The sequence below is a fragment of the Streptomyces deserti genome, assembly GCF_054782695.1.
The window spans coordinates 109,966-127,567 of sequence record NZ_BAAGRZ010000020.1; the positions used below are offsets into that span (position 1 = coordinate 109,966).

Sequence of the window (17,602 nt, forward strand, 5' to 3'; positions counted from 1 at the left end):
CACTGACAGACTCGCGCGGGCCCGTCCGTCGCTTGACGCAAGCACCGGCAATAGGTTGCATACGTTCTGTGATCGTGCACCCTGCTCCACCTTCCTGTTCACCTGCGTCCCTCACGACGTCACCTCGGGCAGGGGGCGCCGCGCCGTGGACCCGGTGATCATCGTCGGAGCGGGGCCCGTCGGGCTCACGCTCGCCCTGGCGCTGGCACGTCAGGAGGTGCCGTCGGTCGTCCTCGACGAGGGGCCGGGCAAGGAGGAATCGCGTCCCGCGCGCACCGTCGTCCTGCGCGAGGACACCGCGGCCCTGATGGAACGGCTCACCGGTGTTCCCCTGGCCGAGGCGGGCGCCCGTTGGGCCGGATGGCGGTCGATGCGGCGCAAGCAGGTGATGCGCGAGGTCGAGTTCGACGACGCCGAGTCGGCGCCGCTGCACATCGCCCAGCACGTCCTGACCGGCGCACTGCGCGCGGCCCTCGCGGGCCAGCCGCTCGTCGAGGTCGCCGTGGACAGCCGCCTGGACAGCCTGGAGCAGGAGGCCTCGGGCGTCACCGCCCACACCCGCGGGCCCAAGGGCACGTGGTGGCGCGGCAGTTACCTGGTCGGTTGCGACGGCCCCCGTTCGACGGTCCGCAAGCTCCAGGACATCCGCTTCCCGGGCCGTACGGCGGTGGAACGTCACGCCGTGGCCGCGCTGCGCATGGAACTTCCGTGGGAGGACCAGGCGTTGCTCCATCGGATGCCGCCGTGGCGCACGTCCGGCCCCTCGGCCGGGGAGATCACCGCCCGCCCCCTCCCCGACGGCGTGTGGCGCCTGGACTGGCTGCTGCCGCCGGGCAAGGACCTGGTCACGCCCGAGCTGCTGCTGGCCCGCATCCGGGAGACCCTCACCGGCTGGACCGGCGACCCGACGCCGTCGTACGAACTGCTGGACACCGGAGTCCACACCGTCCACCACCGGCTGGCCCGCCGCTGGCGGGTCGGGCGCGTGTTCCTCGCCGGGGACGCGGCGCACCTGCTCGGCGCGCTGGGCACGCACGGGATGGACGAGGGGCTGCGGGACGCCGACAACCTCGCCTGGAAGCTGGCGCTGGCCTGGCACCACGGGCCGCACGAGGCGCTCCTCGACAGCTACCAGGCGGAGCGGCGCGCGGTCGTCGCCGCCCGGCTGCGCGCGGCCGACCAGGTACTGCCGCTGCTGCGGGGCGGCGGAAGCCTGCGCGCGTACGTCCCCGGCTCCGCCCGCAACCACGACGCGCTGCTCGCCGACGGTCACCTGGGGCACGGCTCGCTGGGTGCGCCGGGGGCGTACGCCGACTCGCCGCTAGCGCCCCGGCGCCTGGAGGGCGAGGTGCCCGTCGACACCCCGCCCGGAGCGCAGGTCACCGACGTACGGGTCACGGCGGAGGACGGCTCCTTCGTTCGGCTACGGGACCGGCTCGGCCGCGGCGCGCTGCTCGTGGTGCTGATCGCGCCGGGTACGGGCGTGTGGGAGCGCCGGCACTGGGTGAGCGCCGGGATCATGCCCCGGCTCGCCGCCGCGGTGACCGCGCTGCCGCACTCCGCCGAGTTGCTGGTGGCCGAGAGCTATCCGGGGGCGGCCGCGCACACGGTGCTTCTGGTGCGCCCGGACGGGCACCTGGTCACCGCGCTGAGCGGGGTGCGCCCGGCCGACCTGTACGCGGCGGCGGAGGCGACACTGGGCGGCCCGGCGAAGGCGGAGGCGGAGGCCGGAGCGGGCGCCTCGGCCGGATCGCGCTGACGCGCCCCCCCTTCACCGCGCCCACCCGCACCGTGCTCGCTGTCACCAGGCTGTGCTGTCACTGTGCGTCCGCATGATGACAGCGAGTTGACCGGTCGGCACCGGTGTGGTGTACTCCGGATCGTGACCGACACCTGTGTGCGCCTGTGGCGGAGGGTCCATATGGACCTCGTCCGCTATGCGGGTTGCGTGTGTCGCCCGTCCTGCTGAATTCGCATCCCTCTTCTCTCTCGCGCGCCGCCTTCCGCGCTGCCGCGCGCCCCCTCGCGAACGCTTCTCAGGACGGTAGCCGTGTCTGTGTCTCCCGCTGTCTCCCCCACTGTCTCCCCCGCCGTGTCCGCGCCCACCCAGGCCGACCTCCTCGATTTCGTGCGGCGTACGGCCTCCGACGCCGCGCTGATCGCCTCGCTTCCGCTCGACCCGGAAGGCCGTACCTGGGTGCGGCTGGATGGACCCCATGGCAGCGAGGCCTGGCTGATCGGCTGGCCGCCCGGCTCGGGCACCGGCTGGCACGACCACGCCGACTCCGTCGGGGCCTTCGTGACCGCGTCGGGCGAGCTCAAGGAGAACTCGCTCGCCGCACGACTGCCCACCCACGGCTGGAAGACGTTGGAACTCACCGACGGCGTGGACCGGGAACGCCGGCTGCCGGCCGGGCAGGGCCGCGCCTTCGGCCGCCACCACGTCCACGAGGTCCTCAACGAGTCTCCCGACCGGCACGCGATCTCCGTGCACGCCTACTATCCGCCCCTGCCGCAGATCCGGCGCTACAGCCGCAGCGGGCAGATCCTGCGGCTGGAGCAGGTCGAGCGTCCCGAGGACTGGCAGTGAGCGAACAGCGGGTGGGAATCGACGCGTTGCTGGACCGGGTGCGCGCGGGCTACGAGCGCATCGAGGCACGCGAGGCGTACGAGGCCGCCCGGACCGGTGAGGCGCTGCTGGTGGACATCCGGTACGCGGCCCTGCGCGAGCAGGACGGCCTGATCCCCGGCGCCCTGGTCGTCGAGCGCAACGAGCTGGAGTGGCGCCTCGATCCGCAGGGCAGCCACCGCGTCCCCGAGGCCACGAGCCACGAGCTGCGCATCGTCGTCATCTGCAACGAGGGCTACGCCTCCAGCCTGGCGGCGGAATCCCTGCACCGGCTCGGGCTGCACCGGGCCACCGATCTGGTCGGGGGGTTCCAGGCGTGGCGGGCGGCGGGGTTGCCGGTGACGACCTAGCGCGGGGTTGTCGGTGGAGGTAGTACGGGCCTGGCGGAGCCGGTGACGGCGTAGGCGTCTGTCGGTCGGAGACCGCGCCGGAACATCAACCCACAGCGGGTCAGAACCCCTCGTCGAGGAACAGGGTCAGAAGCCCTCCTCGAGGAACTCCGTGTCCTCGCCCTCTTCCTCCAGCGCCTGCCGGACCACGCGCAGGGCCATGCCCTCCGGGTAGCCCTTGCGGGCGAGCATGCCGGCGAGACGGCGGATCCGCTTGTCGCGGTCGAGGCCGCGGGTGGAGCGCAGCTTGCGGGCGACGAGTTCGCGCGCGGTCGCCTCTTCCTGCTCGGAGTCGAGCTGGGCGACGGCCGCGTCGATCAGTGTGGAGTCCACGCCCTTGGTCCGCAGTTCCTGAGCGAGCGCGCGCCGGGCGAGCCCCCTGCCGTGGTGCCGGGACTCCACCCAGGCGTCGGCGAACGCGCTGTCGTCGATCAGGCCGACCTCCTCGAATCGCGACAGCACCTGCTCGGCGGCCTCGTCCGGGATCTGCCGCTTGCGCAGGGCGTCCGCGAGTTGTTTCCGGGTCCGCGGGGTCCCGGTGAGCAGGCGCAGGCAGATCGCCCGTGCCCGCTCGACCGGGTCCCCTGGAGGCTCCTCCTGCTCGGCCCTCGACAAGGAGGAGGCGCCTCCGTCCTGAGCGGCCGCCTCGCCGACAGCACGCCGACGGCGTCCGCGCCCACCACGCGGCGCACCGTCACGTGAGCCGCCTCCGCGTGAGCCACCCGCCCTGCGTGCCCCGTCACCACGACGCCGGCCACCGCCCGAGTCCTCGCTGTACGGACCGCCCGCGTTCGCGCCGGATGCGCTGCTGTCCACGCCGAAGGCGTCGTACAGCCCGTCGCCCGCGTATGCGTCGGACGACCCGTCGGCCCCGTATGGGGCGTACGCCCTGTCGGCCCCGTTTGCGTCGCCGTCACCGTCCGCGGCTGAGGCCGTGCCGTCCCCGGTGCCCCTCCCCCGTGGGGCACCGGAGAAGGCGGCGTACCCGGCGTGCTCGTACTCTGCCCAGTCGGTTCGTCGGGTCACGGGTCAGCTCTTGGCTGCCGCGGCCTTGGACTTGGTGGCCTTGGCCGCTGCCGGGGCGGGCACCGTCGTCGCGGCGGCGGCCGGGGTGGCGGAGAGCGCGGCGTCCGCGCCGGGCTCGGCGGCCGGCTCCTCGGGGCGCACGCCGACGCCCAGCTTCTCCTTGATCTTCTTCTCGATCTCGTTGGCCAGGTCGGGGTTGTCCTTGAGGAAGTTGCGCGCGTTCTCCTTGCCCTGGCCGAGCTGGTCGCCCTCGTACGTGTACCAGGCGCCGGCCTTGCGGACGAAGCCGTGCTCCACGCCCATGTCGATCAGGCCGCCCTCGCGGCTGATGCCCTGACCGTAGAGGATGTCGAACTCGGCCTGCTTGAAGGGCGGCGCGACCTTGTTCTTGACGACCTTGCACCGGGTGCGGTTGCCGACCGCCTCCGTGCCGTCCTTCAGGGTCTCGATGCGGCGGATGTCGATGCGCACCGACGCGTAGAACTTCAGCGCCCGGCCACCGGTCGTGGTCTCCGGGGAGCCGAACATCACGCCGATCTTCTCGCGGAGCTGGTTGATGAAGATCGCGGTGGTCTTCGACTGGTTGAGCGCGCTGGTGATCTTCCGCAGGGCCTGGCTCATCAGACGGGCCTGCAGACCGACGTGGCTGTCTCCCATCTCGCCCTCGATCTCCGCGCGCGGGACGAGCGCGGCGACGGAGTCGATGACGATGAGGTCGAGCGCGCCGGAGCGGACCAGCATGTCCACGATCTCCAGCGCCTGCTCGCCGTTGTCGGGCTGGGACAGGATCAGGTTGTCGATGTCGACACCGAGCTTGCGCGCGTACTCGGGGTCGAGGGCGTGCTCCGCGTCCACGAAGGCGACCTGGCCGCCCGCCTTCTGGGCGTTGGCCACAGCGTGCAGCGTCAGCGTGGTCTTACCGGAGGACTCCGGTCCGTAGATCTCCACCACGCGGCCGCGCGGCAGACCGCCGACGCCGAGCGCCACGTCGAGCGCGGTCGACCCGGTCGGGATGACCTCGATGGGCTCCTTCGACCGCTCGCCCATGCGCATGACCGCGCCCTTGCCGAATTGCCGTTCAATCTGTGCGAGCGCGGCATCGAGAGCCTTCTCGCGGTCGGTTCCTGCCATGGGTTCCACCCGATTTGCTTGAGTCGATCGCTTCACGTCAAAGACGCTAACGCCTGCCACTGACAATGCGCCTCGACGCACGTCCGGCCTGTGGATAACTCGGGCACTTCTCCACCAAAACCGTATCGAAACGCCCACCCAGAGCCTCGCCGGAGCCTCCATAAGAATGGATGTTCGATTTTCGTGTCAAGCTCACCACGCGGTACCTCCGCGCGCACGTCCCGTGCCACCGAGGGCGGAACGGCGTCGCCCCGCACAGCGTGCGATCGTGGTGCCATGACCATCGAGGTTCGCCCGGCTTCGGTCTTCGAGGATGTCCGTACCCTGCTCGGCCCCAAGTCACCCGGGGCAAACGTCTGCTGGTGCCTGAGCTACCGGATCCCGTCCAAGCTCAACAACGAGCTCCGCGGTCCGGCCCGCGGTGAGTACGTCGCCGAGCTGTGCCGTACGGACCCGCCTCCTGGGGTGATCGCCTACGACGCCGGCGAGCCGGTCGGCTGGGCCGCCGTGGCCCCGCGCTCGGCCACCTCCTTCGCGCGCAACCGTAAGATCCCGCACGTCGACGACCTGCCGGTCTGGTCGCTGTGGTGCATCCGCGTACGCCCAGGTCATCGCAGGAAGGGCATCTCGCACGCCCTCATCGCCGGAGCGGTCGAGTTCGCCCGCGCCCACGGCGCACCGGCGATCGAGGCGTACCCCCTGGACAACGGTGACGCCAAGGTCGACCTGACGATGGCGTACGCCGGGCTCCGGAAGAACTTCGAGCGCGCCGGGTTCACCCACGCCGCCGACACCACCTCGGTGCTGGCCGGTCATCCCCGGGTCCTCATGCGGCTCGACCTGCGCTGACGGACCAGCCCCGGGCTTCGGCGGCCGGCTCCTCAGGAGGAGCCCGAGCCCTCCCCGGAAGCCCCGCCCTCGGGTCGCACCGTCCCGGGCCGCCGCGCCCACAGCCGCCGCACGCCTGCGAAGAGGTTCGGCCCGTCCCCCGATCTGCGGTGGCCGTGCACGCGCGGGTCGTCCGTGACGTCGTACCGCTTGACGTACGCGCCCAGGAAGGCCTGCAGCGTGGCGATCGCGGGGATGGCGATCAGCGCGCCGACGGCGCCGAGGAGGGCGGTGCCCGCGACGACCGAGCCGAAGGCGACCGCGGGGTGGATGTCGACGGTCTTCGAGGTGAGCTTCGGCTGCAGCACGTAGTTCTCGAACTGCTGGTAGAACACGACGAAGATCAGGACCCACAGCGCGTACCACGGGTTGACCGTGAACGCGATCAGCATGGGCAGGGCGCCCGCGAGGTAGGTGCCGATGGTGGGGATGAACTGCGACACCAGACCCACCCACACGGCGAGCACGGGCGCGTACGGCACGTCCAGGAACTCCAGCAGTATGTAGTGCGCTGCGCCGGAGATCAGGGCCATCAGGCCGCGTGAGTACAGGTAGCCGCCGGTCTTGTTCACGGCGATCTCCCACGCGCGCAGCACCTCGGCCTGCCGCGCGGGCGGCAGGACGGAGCAGAGGGCGCGGCGCAGCCGTGGGCCGTCCGCGGCGAAGTAGAACGAGAACAGCGCGATCGTCAGCAGCTGGAAGAGGCCCCCGAGGACCTGGGCGGACACGTCCAGCACGCCGGTCGCGCTGTTCTGGACGTAATTGCGCAGCCAGTCGGAGCGGAGCAGGCCCTCCTGGATGTCCACGCGCCTCAGATCGGTGTTGAAGTGCGTGTTGATCCAGTTGATGACGGAGTCGAGGTAAGCCGGGAAGCCCTCGACCATCTTGATGATCTGGCCCGCCAGCATGGACCCGAGCAGCGTGACGAACCCCGCCGCCACGATCGTCACGCCGATGAAGACGAGGAAGGTGGCCAGTCCCCGGCGCATCCCGCGCGAGGCCATCCAGCTCACCGCGGGCTCCACGGCGAGCGCCAGGAAGAAGGCGATGAGGATGTTGATCAGCAGGCCGGTGAGCTGGTGGAAGGCCCAACTGCCCAGCTGGAACACGGCGTAGAGCGCGAGCGCGAGCACCATGGCGCGCGGCAGCCAGCGCGGCATGCGGGCGTTCGGCCCGCCGGCGGCCGGAGGCGGGGCGGACGGCGTCGTACCGAACGGGGATGCGTGCTGGGCTGCCTGCCCGGACTCGTCAGTGGGTGCCACGGGTCAAGTCTCGCCCACACCACCGACAACGAACCGCCGTCCTGCGATCTTCGTGACCGATCAGCGCTTCCGATCAGCGCTTCTCCTGTGGCACGTTCATGACCGCGCACACCACACGCCACACGTCCTTCGCGTCCCAGCCGGCGTTCAGGGCCTGGTGCACCGTGCGTCCGCCGAGCTCCGACATCACGTGGTCACGCGCGAAGGTGTCGGCGTAGCCGGGACCGAAGTGCTCCGCCATCCGCTGCCAGAAGACCGTCAACCGCATGACCCCAGTATCCTGCTCCCGGGTGTGGCCCCGAGCCGCGACCGCTCCGAGACCGCTTTCCGCCCTACGGTCTGTCGCATGGCCGTAACAGGAGCTTCCGCACTCCCCCCGACGCCCCCGGCGCACACCCCGCTCGCGCGCGCCGAACGGTTCGTGTGGCTCACCGCGCGCGTGCTGGAGCAGCGCCTCTTCACGCACCACTTCCGGGACGGCGGCGCCGATCCCGTGGAGACGGCGCTGGACGCCTACCGCAACGACGACGGCGGGTACGGCCACGCACTGGAGCCCGATCTGCGCGGCCCGGTCAGCCAGCCCCTGCACACCGCGCACGCCCTGCGCGTCCTGGACGCCATCGGGCGCTGCGGCGGGCAGCGCGTGGAGCGCCTGTGCCGCTACCTGACGTCCGTCTCCACGGCGGACGGCGCCCTTCCCGCGATCCATCCCAGCCAGCGCGGCTACCCGGCGGCGCCCTTCATCCCCGTCGTGGACGACCCGCCGAGCGAACTCCTCGCCACCGGGCCGGTGGTGGGCCTGCTGCACCGCAACGAGGTGTGGCACGCCTGGCTGTTCCGGGCCACGGACTTCTGCTGGCAGGCGGTGGAGTCCCTGGAGACGTCGCACCCGTACGAGATCGAGGCCGCGGTCGCCTTCCTGGACTCCGCGCCCGACCGCCCGCGCGCGGAGGCGGCCGCCGACCGCCTGGGCCGGCTGGTGCGCGAGCACCGCCTCGCCGCCCTGGACCCGGACGACCTCGCCGCGTACCCGGTGGCACCCGGTTACGCCCCCGGCGAGCACCACTTCCCCCACGACTACGCGAGAACACCGCACTCCCTCGCGCGCGCGTGGTTCACGGACGCCGAGATGGACCGCTCCCTGGACTTCCTCACGGCGGAACAGCAGGAGGACGGCGGGTGGCCCATCCTCCCCCACTGCTCAACGCGTGGGTGGTACCCCCAGCGCCAGTGGGCACCGGCCCCCGCCCTGGAGGCGCGCCCCCTGGTGACGATCGAGGCCCTGCGCACCCTCAGGGCGTACGGCCGCCCCATCACCTGACCGTCACCCGCCCAGGGCCCGCAGCCCCGCGGTCACCACCACGGCCGCCGCGACGACGACCAGGAACGGGGCGCGCAGCACCAGCGCCACAGCGGCGGCACCGAGCCCCGCGGCTCGCGCGTCGAGCACCAGCGCCTGCCCGTCGGCGAAGGTCTGCTGGGCCGTGAGAGCGGCGAGCAGGGCGACGGGCACCAGCGCGGCAAGCCGCTTGACGAGGGGCCGCTCCAGGGCGTCCGCGGGCACCAGCAGCCCGGCCAGCTTGACGGCGTAGCACCCGAGAGCGGTCACACCGACCGCGATCCAGATGTTCACCGGTCTCCTCCACGGCCCCGGGCCCGCCGACGGCCCTCCGCCCAGAGCACGACCGGCGCCGCGAGCGCGGCCGCCAGAACGGGCACACCGGCGGGAAGCACCGGCAGCAGACCGAGCCCCAGCAGGACGGCGAGCCCGGCGACGGCCCGCTCGTGCCCGGTCTTCAGCATCGGCGCGAGCAGCGCCAGGAAGACCGCGGGCCCCGCGGCGTCCAGCCCCCATGCGCCGGTGTCCCCGAGCGCCTCGGCGCCCAGCGCGCCGAGCAGTGTGGTGAGGTTCCACAACACGTACAGGCTCAGCCCGGTCACGAGGAACCCGATCCGCGCACTGCGCCGCGTGGGCTGCGCGAGCGCGACGGCGGCCGTCTCGTCGATGACCCACTGGGCGGCGAACGGCCGTACCGCGCGCGGGAGGGCCAGCAGCTGCGACAGGCGCAGCCCGTAGAAGGCGTTGCGCGCGCCGAGGAAGAAGGCTCCCGCGGCCGCCGTGAACGGACTGCCGCCGGCCGCGAGCGCCCCCACCAGCGCGAACTGGGACGCCCCGGTGAACACCAGAAGGCTGAGCGCGCACGTCTGCAGCAGGGAAAGCCCACTGCCGGCCGAGGTCACCCCGAAGGCGAACCCGGACAGTCCTACGGCGACTCCGACCCCCAGGGCGTCCCGGACGACGGCACCGTCCGGCTTCTCCCGTACCTCTGCAAAAGCTGTCTGTTCTGCCACGCACCGGACGCTACGAGCGCCCGCTCCCCAGGTCTTGTACGTTCTTGCGCTCCCGCTGGTAGGCCCCCGGAGGCACACCGACGATCCGGGTGAAATGCCGGTTCAGATGCGGCTGGTCGGTGAATCCCACGGCAACCGCGGCGTCCGACGGCGCCGTCCCCGCGTCCAGCAACCGCCGCGCCCGCCGCACCCGCGCATCCGTGAGCCACGCGTGCGGTGGCATCCCATAGGCGTCCCTGAAGGCGCGCAACAACGCGAACGGACTCGTCCCGAGCTCACCGGCCAGCTTCTCCAGGGTGGGCGGCTCGGCCATCCGCTCCTCCAGCGCCGCACGCGCGCGTGCGGCGATCCGGGCCCCCGCCGTCCGCACCTCCCGCCGCGGCGGCGAGCCACCGTTCAGCCGCAGCAGCCGGGTCACGGCGACCCGCAGCAGCGTGTCGGCGGCCAGCGCGTTCCCCTCGTCGGCGGCCCGCAGCACCTGATGGACCAGGCCGACGGTGTACGGATCATCGAGTACGGGACTGACGAACCCGGGGGTCCCCCGAAGCGTCGTCGTCTCCGCGGCTATCCCGGCCACGACCTCGGGCGACGGATACACGGCCCCGTACCGCCACCCTTCGGGAACACCCGCCCGCCCGGTGTGCGGCGTATCCGGATTGACCAGCGCGAGCGCCCCGGCGCCGGCGTACTGATCACCCCCGCCGTGATGGAACACCTCCACCCCGTCGGCGATGGCGGCGATCACGAAGTTCTCGTGCGTGTGCCGCACGAACGTCTTCCTGATGTACCGGGCGCGCAGCAGATCGACACCGGGCAGTTCGGTGTACTGCCAGTGCCGTGCCTGCTCGCGTGTCCCCGCCATGCGCTCATTGTCTGCCACTGTGCGAGATTCCTGGCGGCACACCCCACGGGCGCTGCCCCACCCCACTCACCGAACCGTAGGCACTACACCAGCCCCCAGCGGGCCCACACAGGCCGCCGCAGGCACCCCGCCCCACCGCCGGAGGCACCCCGCCCCACCACCGCAGCCCCCGTTGTCAGTGCCCGGGTGCACGATGGGGGCATGGTCAGCAACGCACACCGAGCCCTGGACGGCTTCTCCCCCGCGACCCGCGGCTGGTTCACGGGGGCGTTCTCCGCGCCCACCGCAGCCCAGGCGGGCGCGTGGCAGGCCATCCGGGAGGGCTCGGACGTGCTCGTCGTCGCCCCCACCGGCTCCGGCAAGACCCTGGCCGCCTTCCTCGCCGCGCTCGACCAGTTGGCCTCGACACCCCCGCCGGCCGACCCCAAGAAGCGCTGCCGCGTCCTCTACGTCTCCCCGCTGAAGGCCCTGGCCGTCGACGTGGAGCGCAACCTCCGCAGCCCCCTGACCGGCATCCGTCAGGAGTCCGTGCGCCTGGGCCTGCCCGAGCCCGAGGTGAAGGTCGGCATCCGCTCCGGCGACACCCCCGCAGCCGAGCGCCGCGCCCTGTCCACCCGCCCGCCGGACATCCTGATCACCACCCCGGAGTCCCTGTTCCTGATGCTGACGTCGGCCACGCGCGACGCGCTGACCGGCATCGAGACGGTGATCCTCGACGAGGTCCACGCGGTCGCCGGCACCAAGCGCGGCGCGCACCTCGCGCTCTCCCTCGAGCGGCTCGACGAACTCCTCCCCAAACCCGCCCGCCGCGTCGGCCTCTCGGCGACGGTCCGCCCCGCCGACGAGGTCGCCCGTTTCCTCTCCCCGCGCCGCAAGGTGGAGATCGTCCAGCCGGAGTCAGGCAAGGAGTTCGACCTCTCGGTCGTCGTCCCCGTCGAGGACATGGGCGAGCTGGGCGGCTCCCCGGTCGCCGAGGGCTCGGACGGCGGGGAACGCCCGTCGATCTGGCCGCACGTCGAGGAGCGGATCGCCGACCTCGTCCAGTCGCACCGCTCCACGATCGTCTTCGCGAACTCCCGCCGCCTCGCGGAGCGCCTGTGCAACCGCCTCAACGAGATCGCGTACGAACGAGCCACCGGCGAACCCCTCGGCGAACAGCACGCCCCGGCGGAACTCATGGGCGGCTCCGGGGCCGCCCAGGGCGCACCCCCGGTCATCGCCCGCGCCCACCACGGCTCGGTCTCGAAGGAACAGCGCGCCCTGGTCGAGGAGGACCTCAAGGCAGGCCGTCTCCCGGCCGTGGTCGCCACCTCCAGCCTCGAACTGGGCATCGACATGGGCGCGGTCGACCTGGTCGTCCAGGTGGAGTCCCCGCCCTCGGTCGCCTCCGGCCTGCAGCGCGTCGGCCGCGCGGGGCACCAGGTCGGCGCGGTGTCGACCGGCGTCGTGTTCCCCAAGTACCGCGGGGACCTCGTCCAGGCCGCCGTCGTCACCGAGCGGATGCGCACCGGCGCCATCGAGTCCCTGAAGGTCCCGGCCAACCCGCTGGACGTCCTGGCGCAGCAGCTCGTCGCGATGACGGCGATGGACACCTGGCAGTTCGACGACCTGCTGGCCACGGTCCGCCGAGCGGCCCCCTTCGCGTCGCTCCCGGAGTCCGCCTTCACGGCCGTCCTGGACATGCTCGCGGGCCGCTACCCGTCGGACGCCTTCGCGGAGCTGCGTCCGCGCGTGGTCTGGGACCGCGTCGCCGGCACGATCACCGGCCGCCCAGGAGCCCAGCGCCTCGCCGTCACCTCCGGCGGCACGATCCCCGACCGGGGGCTCTTCGGGGTGTTCCTCGCGGGCGCCGCCCCGAAGAAGGGCGGCGGCAGGGTCGGCGAGCTCGACGAGGAGATGGTGTACGAGTCCCGCGTCGGGGACGTGTTCACGCTCGGCACCAGCTCCTGGCGCATCGAGGACATCACGCGCGACCGCGTCCTGGTCTCCCCCGCCCCGGGCGTCCCGGGCCGACTGCCCTTCTGGAAGGGCGACCAACTGGGCCGCCCGCTGGAACTGGGCCGCGCGGTCGGCGCGTTCCTGCGCGAGGTCGGCTCCCTGCCCAAGGACGACGCCCGCCTCCGCCTCCTCGCCGCCGGGCTGGACGCCTGGGCGGCCGACAACGTGCTGTCGTACCTGAACGAGCAGCGCGAGGCCTGCGGCCACGTCCCCGACGACCGCACGATCGTCGTGGAACGCTTCCGCGACGAGCTCGGCGACTGGCGCGTCGTCGTGCACTCCCCCTTCGGCGCCCAGGTCCACGCCCCGTGGGCGCTCGCGCTGGGTGCCAAGCTCTCCGAGCGGTACGGCATGGACGCGCAGGTCATGCACGCCGACGACGGCATCGTGCTGCGCCTGCCGGACGCGGACCTCATGGGCCTGGACCTCCTCGACCAGGAACCGGCGAAGATCGGCACGGAGTACGACGCCGAACAGGCACCCGTCGGCGCGGCGGACGTCGTCTTCGACAAGGGCGAGGTCGACCAGATCGTCACCGACCAGGTGGGGAGCTCGGCCCTGTTCGCGTCCCGGTTCCGCGAGTGTGCCGCCCGCGCGCTGCTGCTCCCGCGCCGCAACCCGGGCAAGCGCACCCCGCTGTGGCAGCAGCGCCAGCGCGCCTCCCAACTGCTGGGGGTCGCCAGCGAGTTCGGTTCCTTCCCGATCGTCCTGGAGGCGGTCCGCGAATGCCTCCAGGACGTCTTCGACGTCCCCGGCCTCGTCGAGCTGATGGGTGACCTGGAGTCCCGCAAGGTGCGGCTCGTCGAGGTCACCACGCCGGAGCCGTCCCCCTTCGCCCGCTCCCTCCTCTTCGGGTACGTCGCCCAGTTCCTGTACGAGGGTGACTCCCCGCTCGCCGAGCGCCGCGCCGCCGCCCTGTCGCTGGACTCGCGGCTGCTGGCCGAGCTGCTCGGCCAGGCGGAGCTGCGCGAACTGCTCGACGCGGAGGTGCTGACGGAGCTGGAGCGGGAGCTGCAGTGGCTCACCGAGGACCGTCGCGTCAAGGACGTCGAGGGCGTCGCCGACCTGCTCCGTGTCCTCGGTCCGCTCACGGACGCCGAGCTGGCCGCGCGGGGCGCCGAGCCGCAGTGGGCGCAGGAACTGGCCGGGGCCCGCCGCGCCATCCGGGTCCGTATCGCCGGCGCCGACCACTGGGCGGCGATCGAGGACGCGGGCCGCCTGCGCGACGCGCTCGGCACGGCGCTGCCGGTCGGCGTCCCGGAGGCCTTCACGGAACCCGTCAAGGACCCGCTCGGCGACCTCCTCGCGCGCTATGCCCGCACCCACGGCCCGTTCACGTCGGCCACGGCGGCGGCCCGCTTCGGTCTGGGCGTGGCGGTCACCGAGGGCGCCCTCCAGCGGCTCGCGGCGAGCGGACGGATCGTCCAGGGCGAGTTCCATCCGGCCGGGATCGGCCAGGAGTGGTGCGACGCGGCCGTGCTGCGGCGCCTGCGCCGACGTTCCCTCGCCGCCCTGCGGCACGAACTGGAGCCGGTGCCGCCGCCCGCGCTCGCCCAGTTCCTCCCCCAGTGGCAGCACATCGGCAAGGGCCACAGCCTGCGCGGCATCGACGGACTGGTGCGCGCCGTCGAGCAGTTGCAGGGCGCGTCCGTGCCCGCGTCCGCCCTGGAGAAGCTGGTCCTGCCGTCCCGGGTCGTGAACTACGCCCCCGCGATGCTGGACGAACTCACGGCCGCCGGAGAGATCGTGTGGGCCGGAGCGGGGTCCCTGCCCGGCAAGGACGGCTGGGTGTCCCTCTACCTGGCGGACGCGGCCCCGCTGCTCCTGCCGCCCCCGCACCCCCTGGAGCTGACCGCCCTGCACCAGTCCGTCCTGGACGTGCTCTCCGGCGGCTACGGACTGTTCTTCCGGCAGATCGCCGACCAGGTCCGCGCCACCACCCACCCCGACGTCACCGACCCGCAACTGGCCGACGTCCTGTGGGACCTGGCCTGGTCCGGGCGACTGACGAACGACACCCTCGCCCCCATGCGTTCCCTGCTGGGCTCGGGCCGCACCGCCGGTTCCACGGCCCACCGCGCCAAGCGCACGGTCCCGCGCGGGCGCTACGGCTCGCTGACGGCCGCCGCCCGTCCCGCCTCCCGCAGCGGCCCGCCGACCGTCGCCGGCCGCTGGTCGCTGCTGCCGGACCGGGAAGCCGACTCCACGGTGCGCGCCCACGCCCTGGCCCGCACGCTCCTCGACCGGCACGGCGTGGTGACACGGGGCGCTGTCGCCGCGGAGGGCGTCGAGGGCGGCTTCTCGGCGACGTACCGCATCCTGTCCGCCTTCGAGGACAGCGGCCAGGCCCGCCGTGGCTACGTGGTGGAGGGTCTCGGCGCCGCGCAGTTCGCGATGGACGGCGCCGTGGACCGCCTGCGCGCGGTCGCCAACGCCCGCGACCGGGGTGACGGCCTGCCGGGGCCGAGCTTCGGCGACCAGATCCCCGACGGCTCGGGAAACGTGCCCGGCGACTTCGGCGAGCCGGACGGCTTCGGCGCGTCCACCGCCCGTGCCCACGAGGGCGACCTCCGGCAGCACGGATTCCCGGAGCTCGGCAGCGACTACGACACCCCGGCCCCTGCCCCCTCACCGGGCGATTACGTCTCACCCCGCGACCTCGCCCCAGCAGCCCCGCCGTGGCAGAACGGCGGTCGCGCCCCGTACGCCCCCGGCTTCCCCGGTGGCCGTACCCGCCCCGACCCCACCACCCGCGCGGTGGTGCTCGCCGCCGCCGACCCGGCGAACGCGTACGGCGCGGCCCTGCCCTGGCCGGAGCCCCCGACCGGCGCCGGGCACAAGCCGGGCCGTAAGGCGGGCTCCCTGGTGGTGCTCGTCGACGGCGAGCTGACGCTCTACATGGAGCGCGGCGGCAAGACCCTGCTGGCCTGGCCCGCCGCCCCCGACGGCGACCCCACCGACGACCCCCGTCTGCGAACGGCCGCCGAGGCCCTCGCGGCGGCGGCCCGGGCGGGTTCCCTCGGCACGGTCACGGTGGAACGCGTCAACGGCACCTCGGCGCTGACCTCCCCCGTCGGCACCCTCCTGGAAGGAGCGGGTTTCATCGCGACCCCGCGCGGGCTGCGCCTACGGGCGTGAACCCCCGTGCAACGCCAGCCCACCGCCACCGCACGAGCCCACAACCGCACACCGCACCCAGCCCCCACCCCATGCCACCCTTGACCCATGCCCGAAGGAGACACGGTCTGGCAGACCGCGAGACGGCTGCACGGCGCCCTCGCGGGCAAGGTGCTGACCCGCAGCGACCTGCGGGTCCCCCGGTACGCCACCGCCGACCTCACCGGCCGCACCGTCCTGGACGTCACCCCACGCGGCAAGCACCTCCTGACCCGCGTCGAGGGCGGTCTGACGCTGCACTCACACCTGAAGATGGACGGCTCCTGGAAGGTGTACACGGCCGGGCAGCGCTGGAGCGGCGGCCCGGCTCACCAGATCCGCGCGATCCTCGGCACCCCCGACGCCACGGCCGTCGGCTACCGCCTGCCCGTGCTGGAACTCCTGCGTACCTCCGAGGAGGACCGCGTCGTCGGTCACCTGGGCCCTGACCTCCTGGGCCCGGACTGGGACCCCGGCCAGGCCCTGGCCAACCTCCTCAAGGACCCCGCCCGCCCGCTCGGCGAGGCCCTGCTCGACCAGCGCAATCTCGCTGGCATCGGCAACGTCTACAAGAGCGAGCTGTGCTTCCTGCTCGGCGTCACCCCCTGGCTCCCCGTCGGCGAACTGCCCGCCGAGCGCGCCACGAAGCTGCCCGCGCTGGCCAGGAAACTCCTGGAGACCAACCGCGACCGCCCCATCCGCACGACGACGGGCCGCCGCGGCCAGGACCTGTTCGTGTACGGCCGCGCACCCCGCCCGTGCCTGCGCTGCCACACGTCCGTCCGGGTCGCCGACCAGGGCGACGGCTCCCGCGACCGCCCCACGTACTGGTGCCCCACCTGCCAGTCGGGCCCCGCCCCGGCACCACGGCGCCGAACCGGGGCCGGCTGACCCCCCGCACGCAGCCGAAGCCGGTGGAATCAGGAGGCGAGCAGCGCGTCGATCTGCCCCACGGCCTGCTGCAGACCTTCGACCATGCCCATGTTCACCAGCCGCTCCATGTCCTCCCGGGAGTCGAAGACCGAGCGCAGCTCCATCCGCGTGCCTCCGTCGTGCTCAGTGAGCCGCACTCGCGCCGTGGTGGTCGGCATCTCGTCGTTCGGCTTCCCCTCCTGGTCGGCGAAGCCGTCGACGAACTCCAGGGCCGTCGGCGGGGCGACGGACGTGATCCGCCACCAGCCGCGGTACTTCTCTCCCTCGGGGCTGGTCATGAAGTACGTGACCTCTCCGCCCGGCGTCAGGTCGTGCTCCTCCACGGTCGCCGGGTAGGTCGGCGGCCCCCACCAGCGCTCCAGCTGCCGCGGGTCGGCCCACAGCTGCCACACGCGCTCCAGCGGGGCGGCGAAGTCGGCGATCAGCGTGAGGGTCAGGTTGTCGAGGTCCTTGTCCACACTGGTGACGGTCATCTGTCCGGTCCTTCCGTCGTGTTGTCCTCTTCGGGCTCGGCGTCCTCGGCGAGCAGGCGGGACATCCGCTCCACCCGCCCGCGCCAGGCCGACTCGAGTTCGTCCAGGGCCTGGCGTACCCGGCCCACGGCCTCGGGGTCGGTGCGCACGAGCTGCTCCCGTCCGCGGCGCTCCTTGGTGACCAGGCCGGCTCGCTCCAGCACCGCCACATGCTTCTGCACCGCGGCGAAGCTCATCGGATAGGCCTCGGCCAGCCGCGACACCGACAGCTCTCCGCGCACACAACGGCGGAGTATGTCGCGGCGCGTGGCATCGGCCAGGGCGTGGAACAAGCGGTCCACGGTCTCGTCAGCCAAGCTGTCTACAACCATTTGGTTGTAGATTAACTCCGCACCCTCGCGCTGTAAGGGGTCCTTGCAGAATGATCTTCCTGTGGCACGGTGGAGATGGAAGTGATTCCGTCTTTGTGGGGGTGGCCCGTGGCACGGCGGAAGCCGTGGGAG

At 72.8% G+C, this 17,602-nt stretch carries 16 protein-coding genes and 1 pseudogene; 8 read left to right on the top strand and 9 right to left on the bottom strand.

The genetic code is table 11. The features are described from left to right. Positions 1-145 precede the first annotated feature (145 nt). From ACYVMZ_RS27655 to ACYVMZ_RS27670, 4 genes are all read left to right on the top strand, one after another. On the top strand, positions 146-1,759 hold the full coding sequence (locus tag ACYVMZ_RS27655) for an FAD-dependent monooxygenase (RefSeq protein WP_461084272.1): 1,614 nt from the start codon (positions 146-148) through the stop codon (positions 1,757-1,759). Between the two features lie 138 nt (positions 1,760-1,897). Then, on the top strand, positions 1,898-1,969 hold the full coding sequence (locus tag ACYVMZ_RS27660) for a putative leader peptide (RefSeq protein WP_309544753.1): 72 nt from the start codon (positions 1,898-1,900) through the stop codon (positions 1,967-1,969). A gap of 81 nt (positions 1,970-2,050) precedes the next feature. Then, positions 2,051-2,590, top strand: a complete 540-nt coding sequence (locus tag ACYVMZ_RS27665; protein WP_461084274.1) for a cupin domain-containing protein — start codon at positions 2,051-2,053, stop codon at positions 2,588-2,590. Beyond that, complete coding sequence (locus ACYVMZ_RS27670; protein WP_461084315.1) at positions 2,581-2,979, top strand: rhodanese-like domain-containing protein; 399 nt, start codon at positions 2,581-2,583, stop codon at positions 2,977-2,979. The genes ACYVMZ_RS27665 and ACYVMZ_RS27670 overlap by 10 nt, the downstream gene beginning before the upstream one ends. A gap of 126 nt (positions 2,980-3,105) precedes the next feature. Here ACYVMZ_RS27670 and recX read toward each other — a convergent pair whose 3' ends face one another. Together recX and recA are read right to left on the bottom strand one after the other, a co-directional pair. Next, positions 3,106-4,044, bottom strand: coding sequence for a recombination regulator RecX (gene recX, locus ACYVMZ_RS27675; protein ID WP_461084276.1), 939 nt, complete (start codon positions 4,042-4,044; stop codon positions 3,106-3,108). 3 nt (positions 4,045-4,047) lie between these two features. Further along, positions 4,048-5,175, bottom strand: coding sequence for a recombinase RecA (recA, locus tag ACYVMZ_RS27680; protein WP_461084278.1), 1,128 nt, complete (start codon positions 5,173-5,175; stop codon positions 4,048-4,050). A 276-nt stretch (positions 5,176-5,451) separates the two neighbouring features. Here recA and ACYVMZ_RS27685 point away from each other — a divergent pair, with 276 nt between their 5' ends. Next, positions 5,452-6,024 (top strand): GNAT family N-acetyltransferase, encoded by a 573-nt coding sequence (locus ACYVMZ_RS27685; RefSeq protein ID WP_461084279.1) that lies wholly within the window; start codon positions 5,452-5,454, stop codon positions 6,022-6,024. 32 nt (positions 6,025-6,056) lie between these two features. Here the strand turns inward: ACYVMZ_RS27685 and ACYVMZ_RS27690 are convergent, their stop codons facing one another. After that, positions 6,057-7,325 (bottom strand): AI-2E family transporter, encoded by a 1,269-nt coding sequence (locus ACYVMZ_RS27690; protein ID WP_461084281.1) that lies wholly within the window; start codon positions 7,323-7,325, stop codon positions 6,057-6,059. A 73-nt stretch (positions 7,326-7,398) separates the two neighbouring features. Beyond that, the gene (locus tag ACYVMZ_RS27695) at positions 7,399-7,593 is read right to left on the bottom strand and encodes a DUF3046 domain-containing protein (RefSeq protein ID WP_461084283.1); all 195 of its coding nucleotides are present in this window, start codon (positions 7,591-7,593) and stop codon (positions 7,399-7,401) included. 78 nt (positions 7,594-7,671) lie between these two features. On the opposite strand from ACYVMZ_RS27695, the gene ACYVMZ_RS27700 reads away from it, so the two are divergent. Further along, positions 7,672-8,646: a hypothetical protein gene (locus tag ACYVMZ_RS27700; protein WP_461084285.1), complete on the top strand. Its 975-nt coding sequence runs from the start codon at positions 7,672-7,674 to the stop codon at positions 8,644-8,646. Between the two features lie 3 nt (positions 8,647-8,649). Here ACYVMZ_RS27700 and ACYVMZ_RS27705 read toward each other — a convergent pair whose 3' ends face one another. The 3 genes and pseudogenes from ACYVMZ_RS27705 to ACYVMZ_RS27715 all read right to left on the bottom strand — a co-directional run bounded on the left by ACYVMZ_RS27705 (position 8,650) and on the right by ACYVMZ_RS27715 (position 10,539). Further along, entirely contained in the window at positions 8,650-8,958 is a 309-nt protein-coding gene (locus ACYVMZ_RS27705) for an AzlD domain-containing protein (protein ID WP_461084287.1), read from the bottom strand. Beyond that, positions 8,955-9,677 (bottom strand): AzlC family ABC transporter permease, encoded by a 723-nt coding sequence (locus ACYVMZ_RS27710; RefSeq protein WP_461084289.1) that lies wholly within the window; start codon positions 9,675-9,677, stop codon positions 8,955-8,957. The genes ACYVMZ_RS27705 and ACYVMZ_RS27710 overlap by 4 nt, the downstream gene beginning before the upstream one ends. Continuing rightward, positions 9,590-10,539 (bottom strand): annotated as a pseudogene (locus ACYVMZ_RS27715) (AraC family transcriptional regulator). The gene ACYVMZ_RS27710 and the pseudogene ACYVMZ_RS27715 overlap by 88 nt, the downstream one beginning before the upstream one ends. A 201-nt stretch (positions 10,540-10,740) precedes the next feature. On the opposite strand from ACYVMZ_RS27715, the gene ACYVMZ_RS27720 reads away from it, so the two are divergent. Both ACYVMZ_RS27720 and ACYVMZ_RS27725 read left to right on the top strand, forming a co-directional pair. Beyond that, entirely contained in the window at positions 10,741-15,675 is a 4,935-nt protein-coding gene (locus ACYVMZ_RS27720; protein ID WP_461084291.1) for an ATP-dependent helicase, read from the top strand. 87 nt (positions 15,676-15,762) lie between these two features. Beyond that, positions 15,763-16,584: an Fpg/Nei family DNA glycosylase gene (locus tag ACYVMZ_RS27725; protein ID WP_461084293.1), complete on the top strand. Its 822-nt coding sequence runs from the start codon at positions 15,763-15,765 to the stop codon at positions 16,582-16,584. A gap of 29 nt (positions 16,585-16,613) precedes the next feature. On the opposite strand, the gene ACYVMZ_RS27730 is transcribed toward ACYVMZ_RS27725, so the two are convergent. Together ACYVMZ_RS27730 and ACYVMZ_RS27735 are read right to left on the bottom strand one after the other, a co-directional pair. Continuing rightward, a complete protein-coding gene (locus ACYVMZ_RS27730) occupies positions 16,614-17,099 on the bottom strand; it encodes an SRPBCC family protein (RefSeq protein ID WP_461084295.1) in 486 nt (161 codons plus the stop codon). Further along, positions 17,096-17,470, bottom strand: coding sequence for an ArsR/SmtB family transcription factor (locus ACYVMZ_RS27735; protein ID WP_461084297.1), 375 nt, complete (start codon positions 17,468-17,470; stop codon positions 17,096-17,098). Before ACYVMZ_RS27735 ends, ACYVMZ_RS27730 begins: the two co-directional genes overlap by 4 nt. Positions 17,471-17,602: the final 132 nt, after the last annotated feature.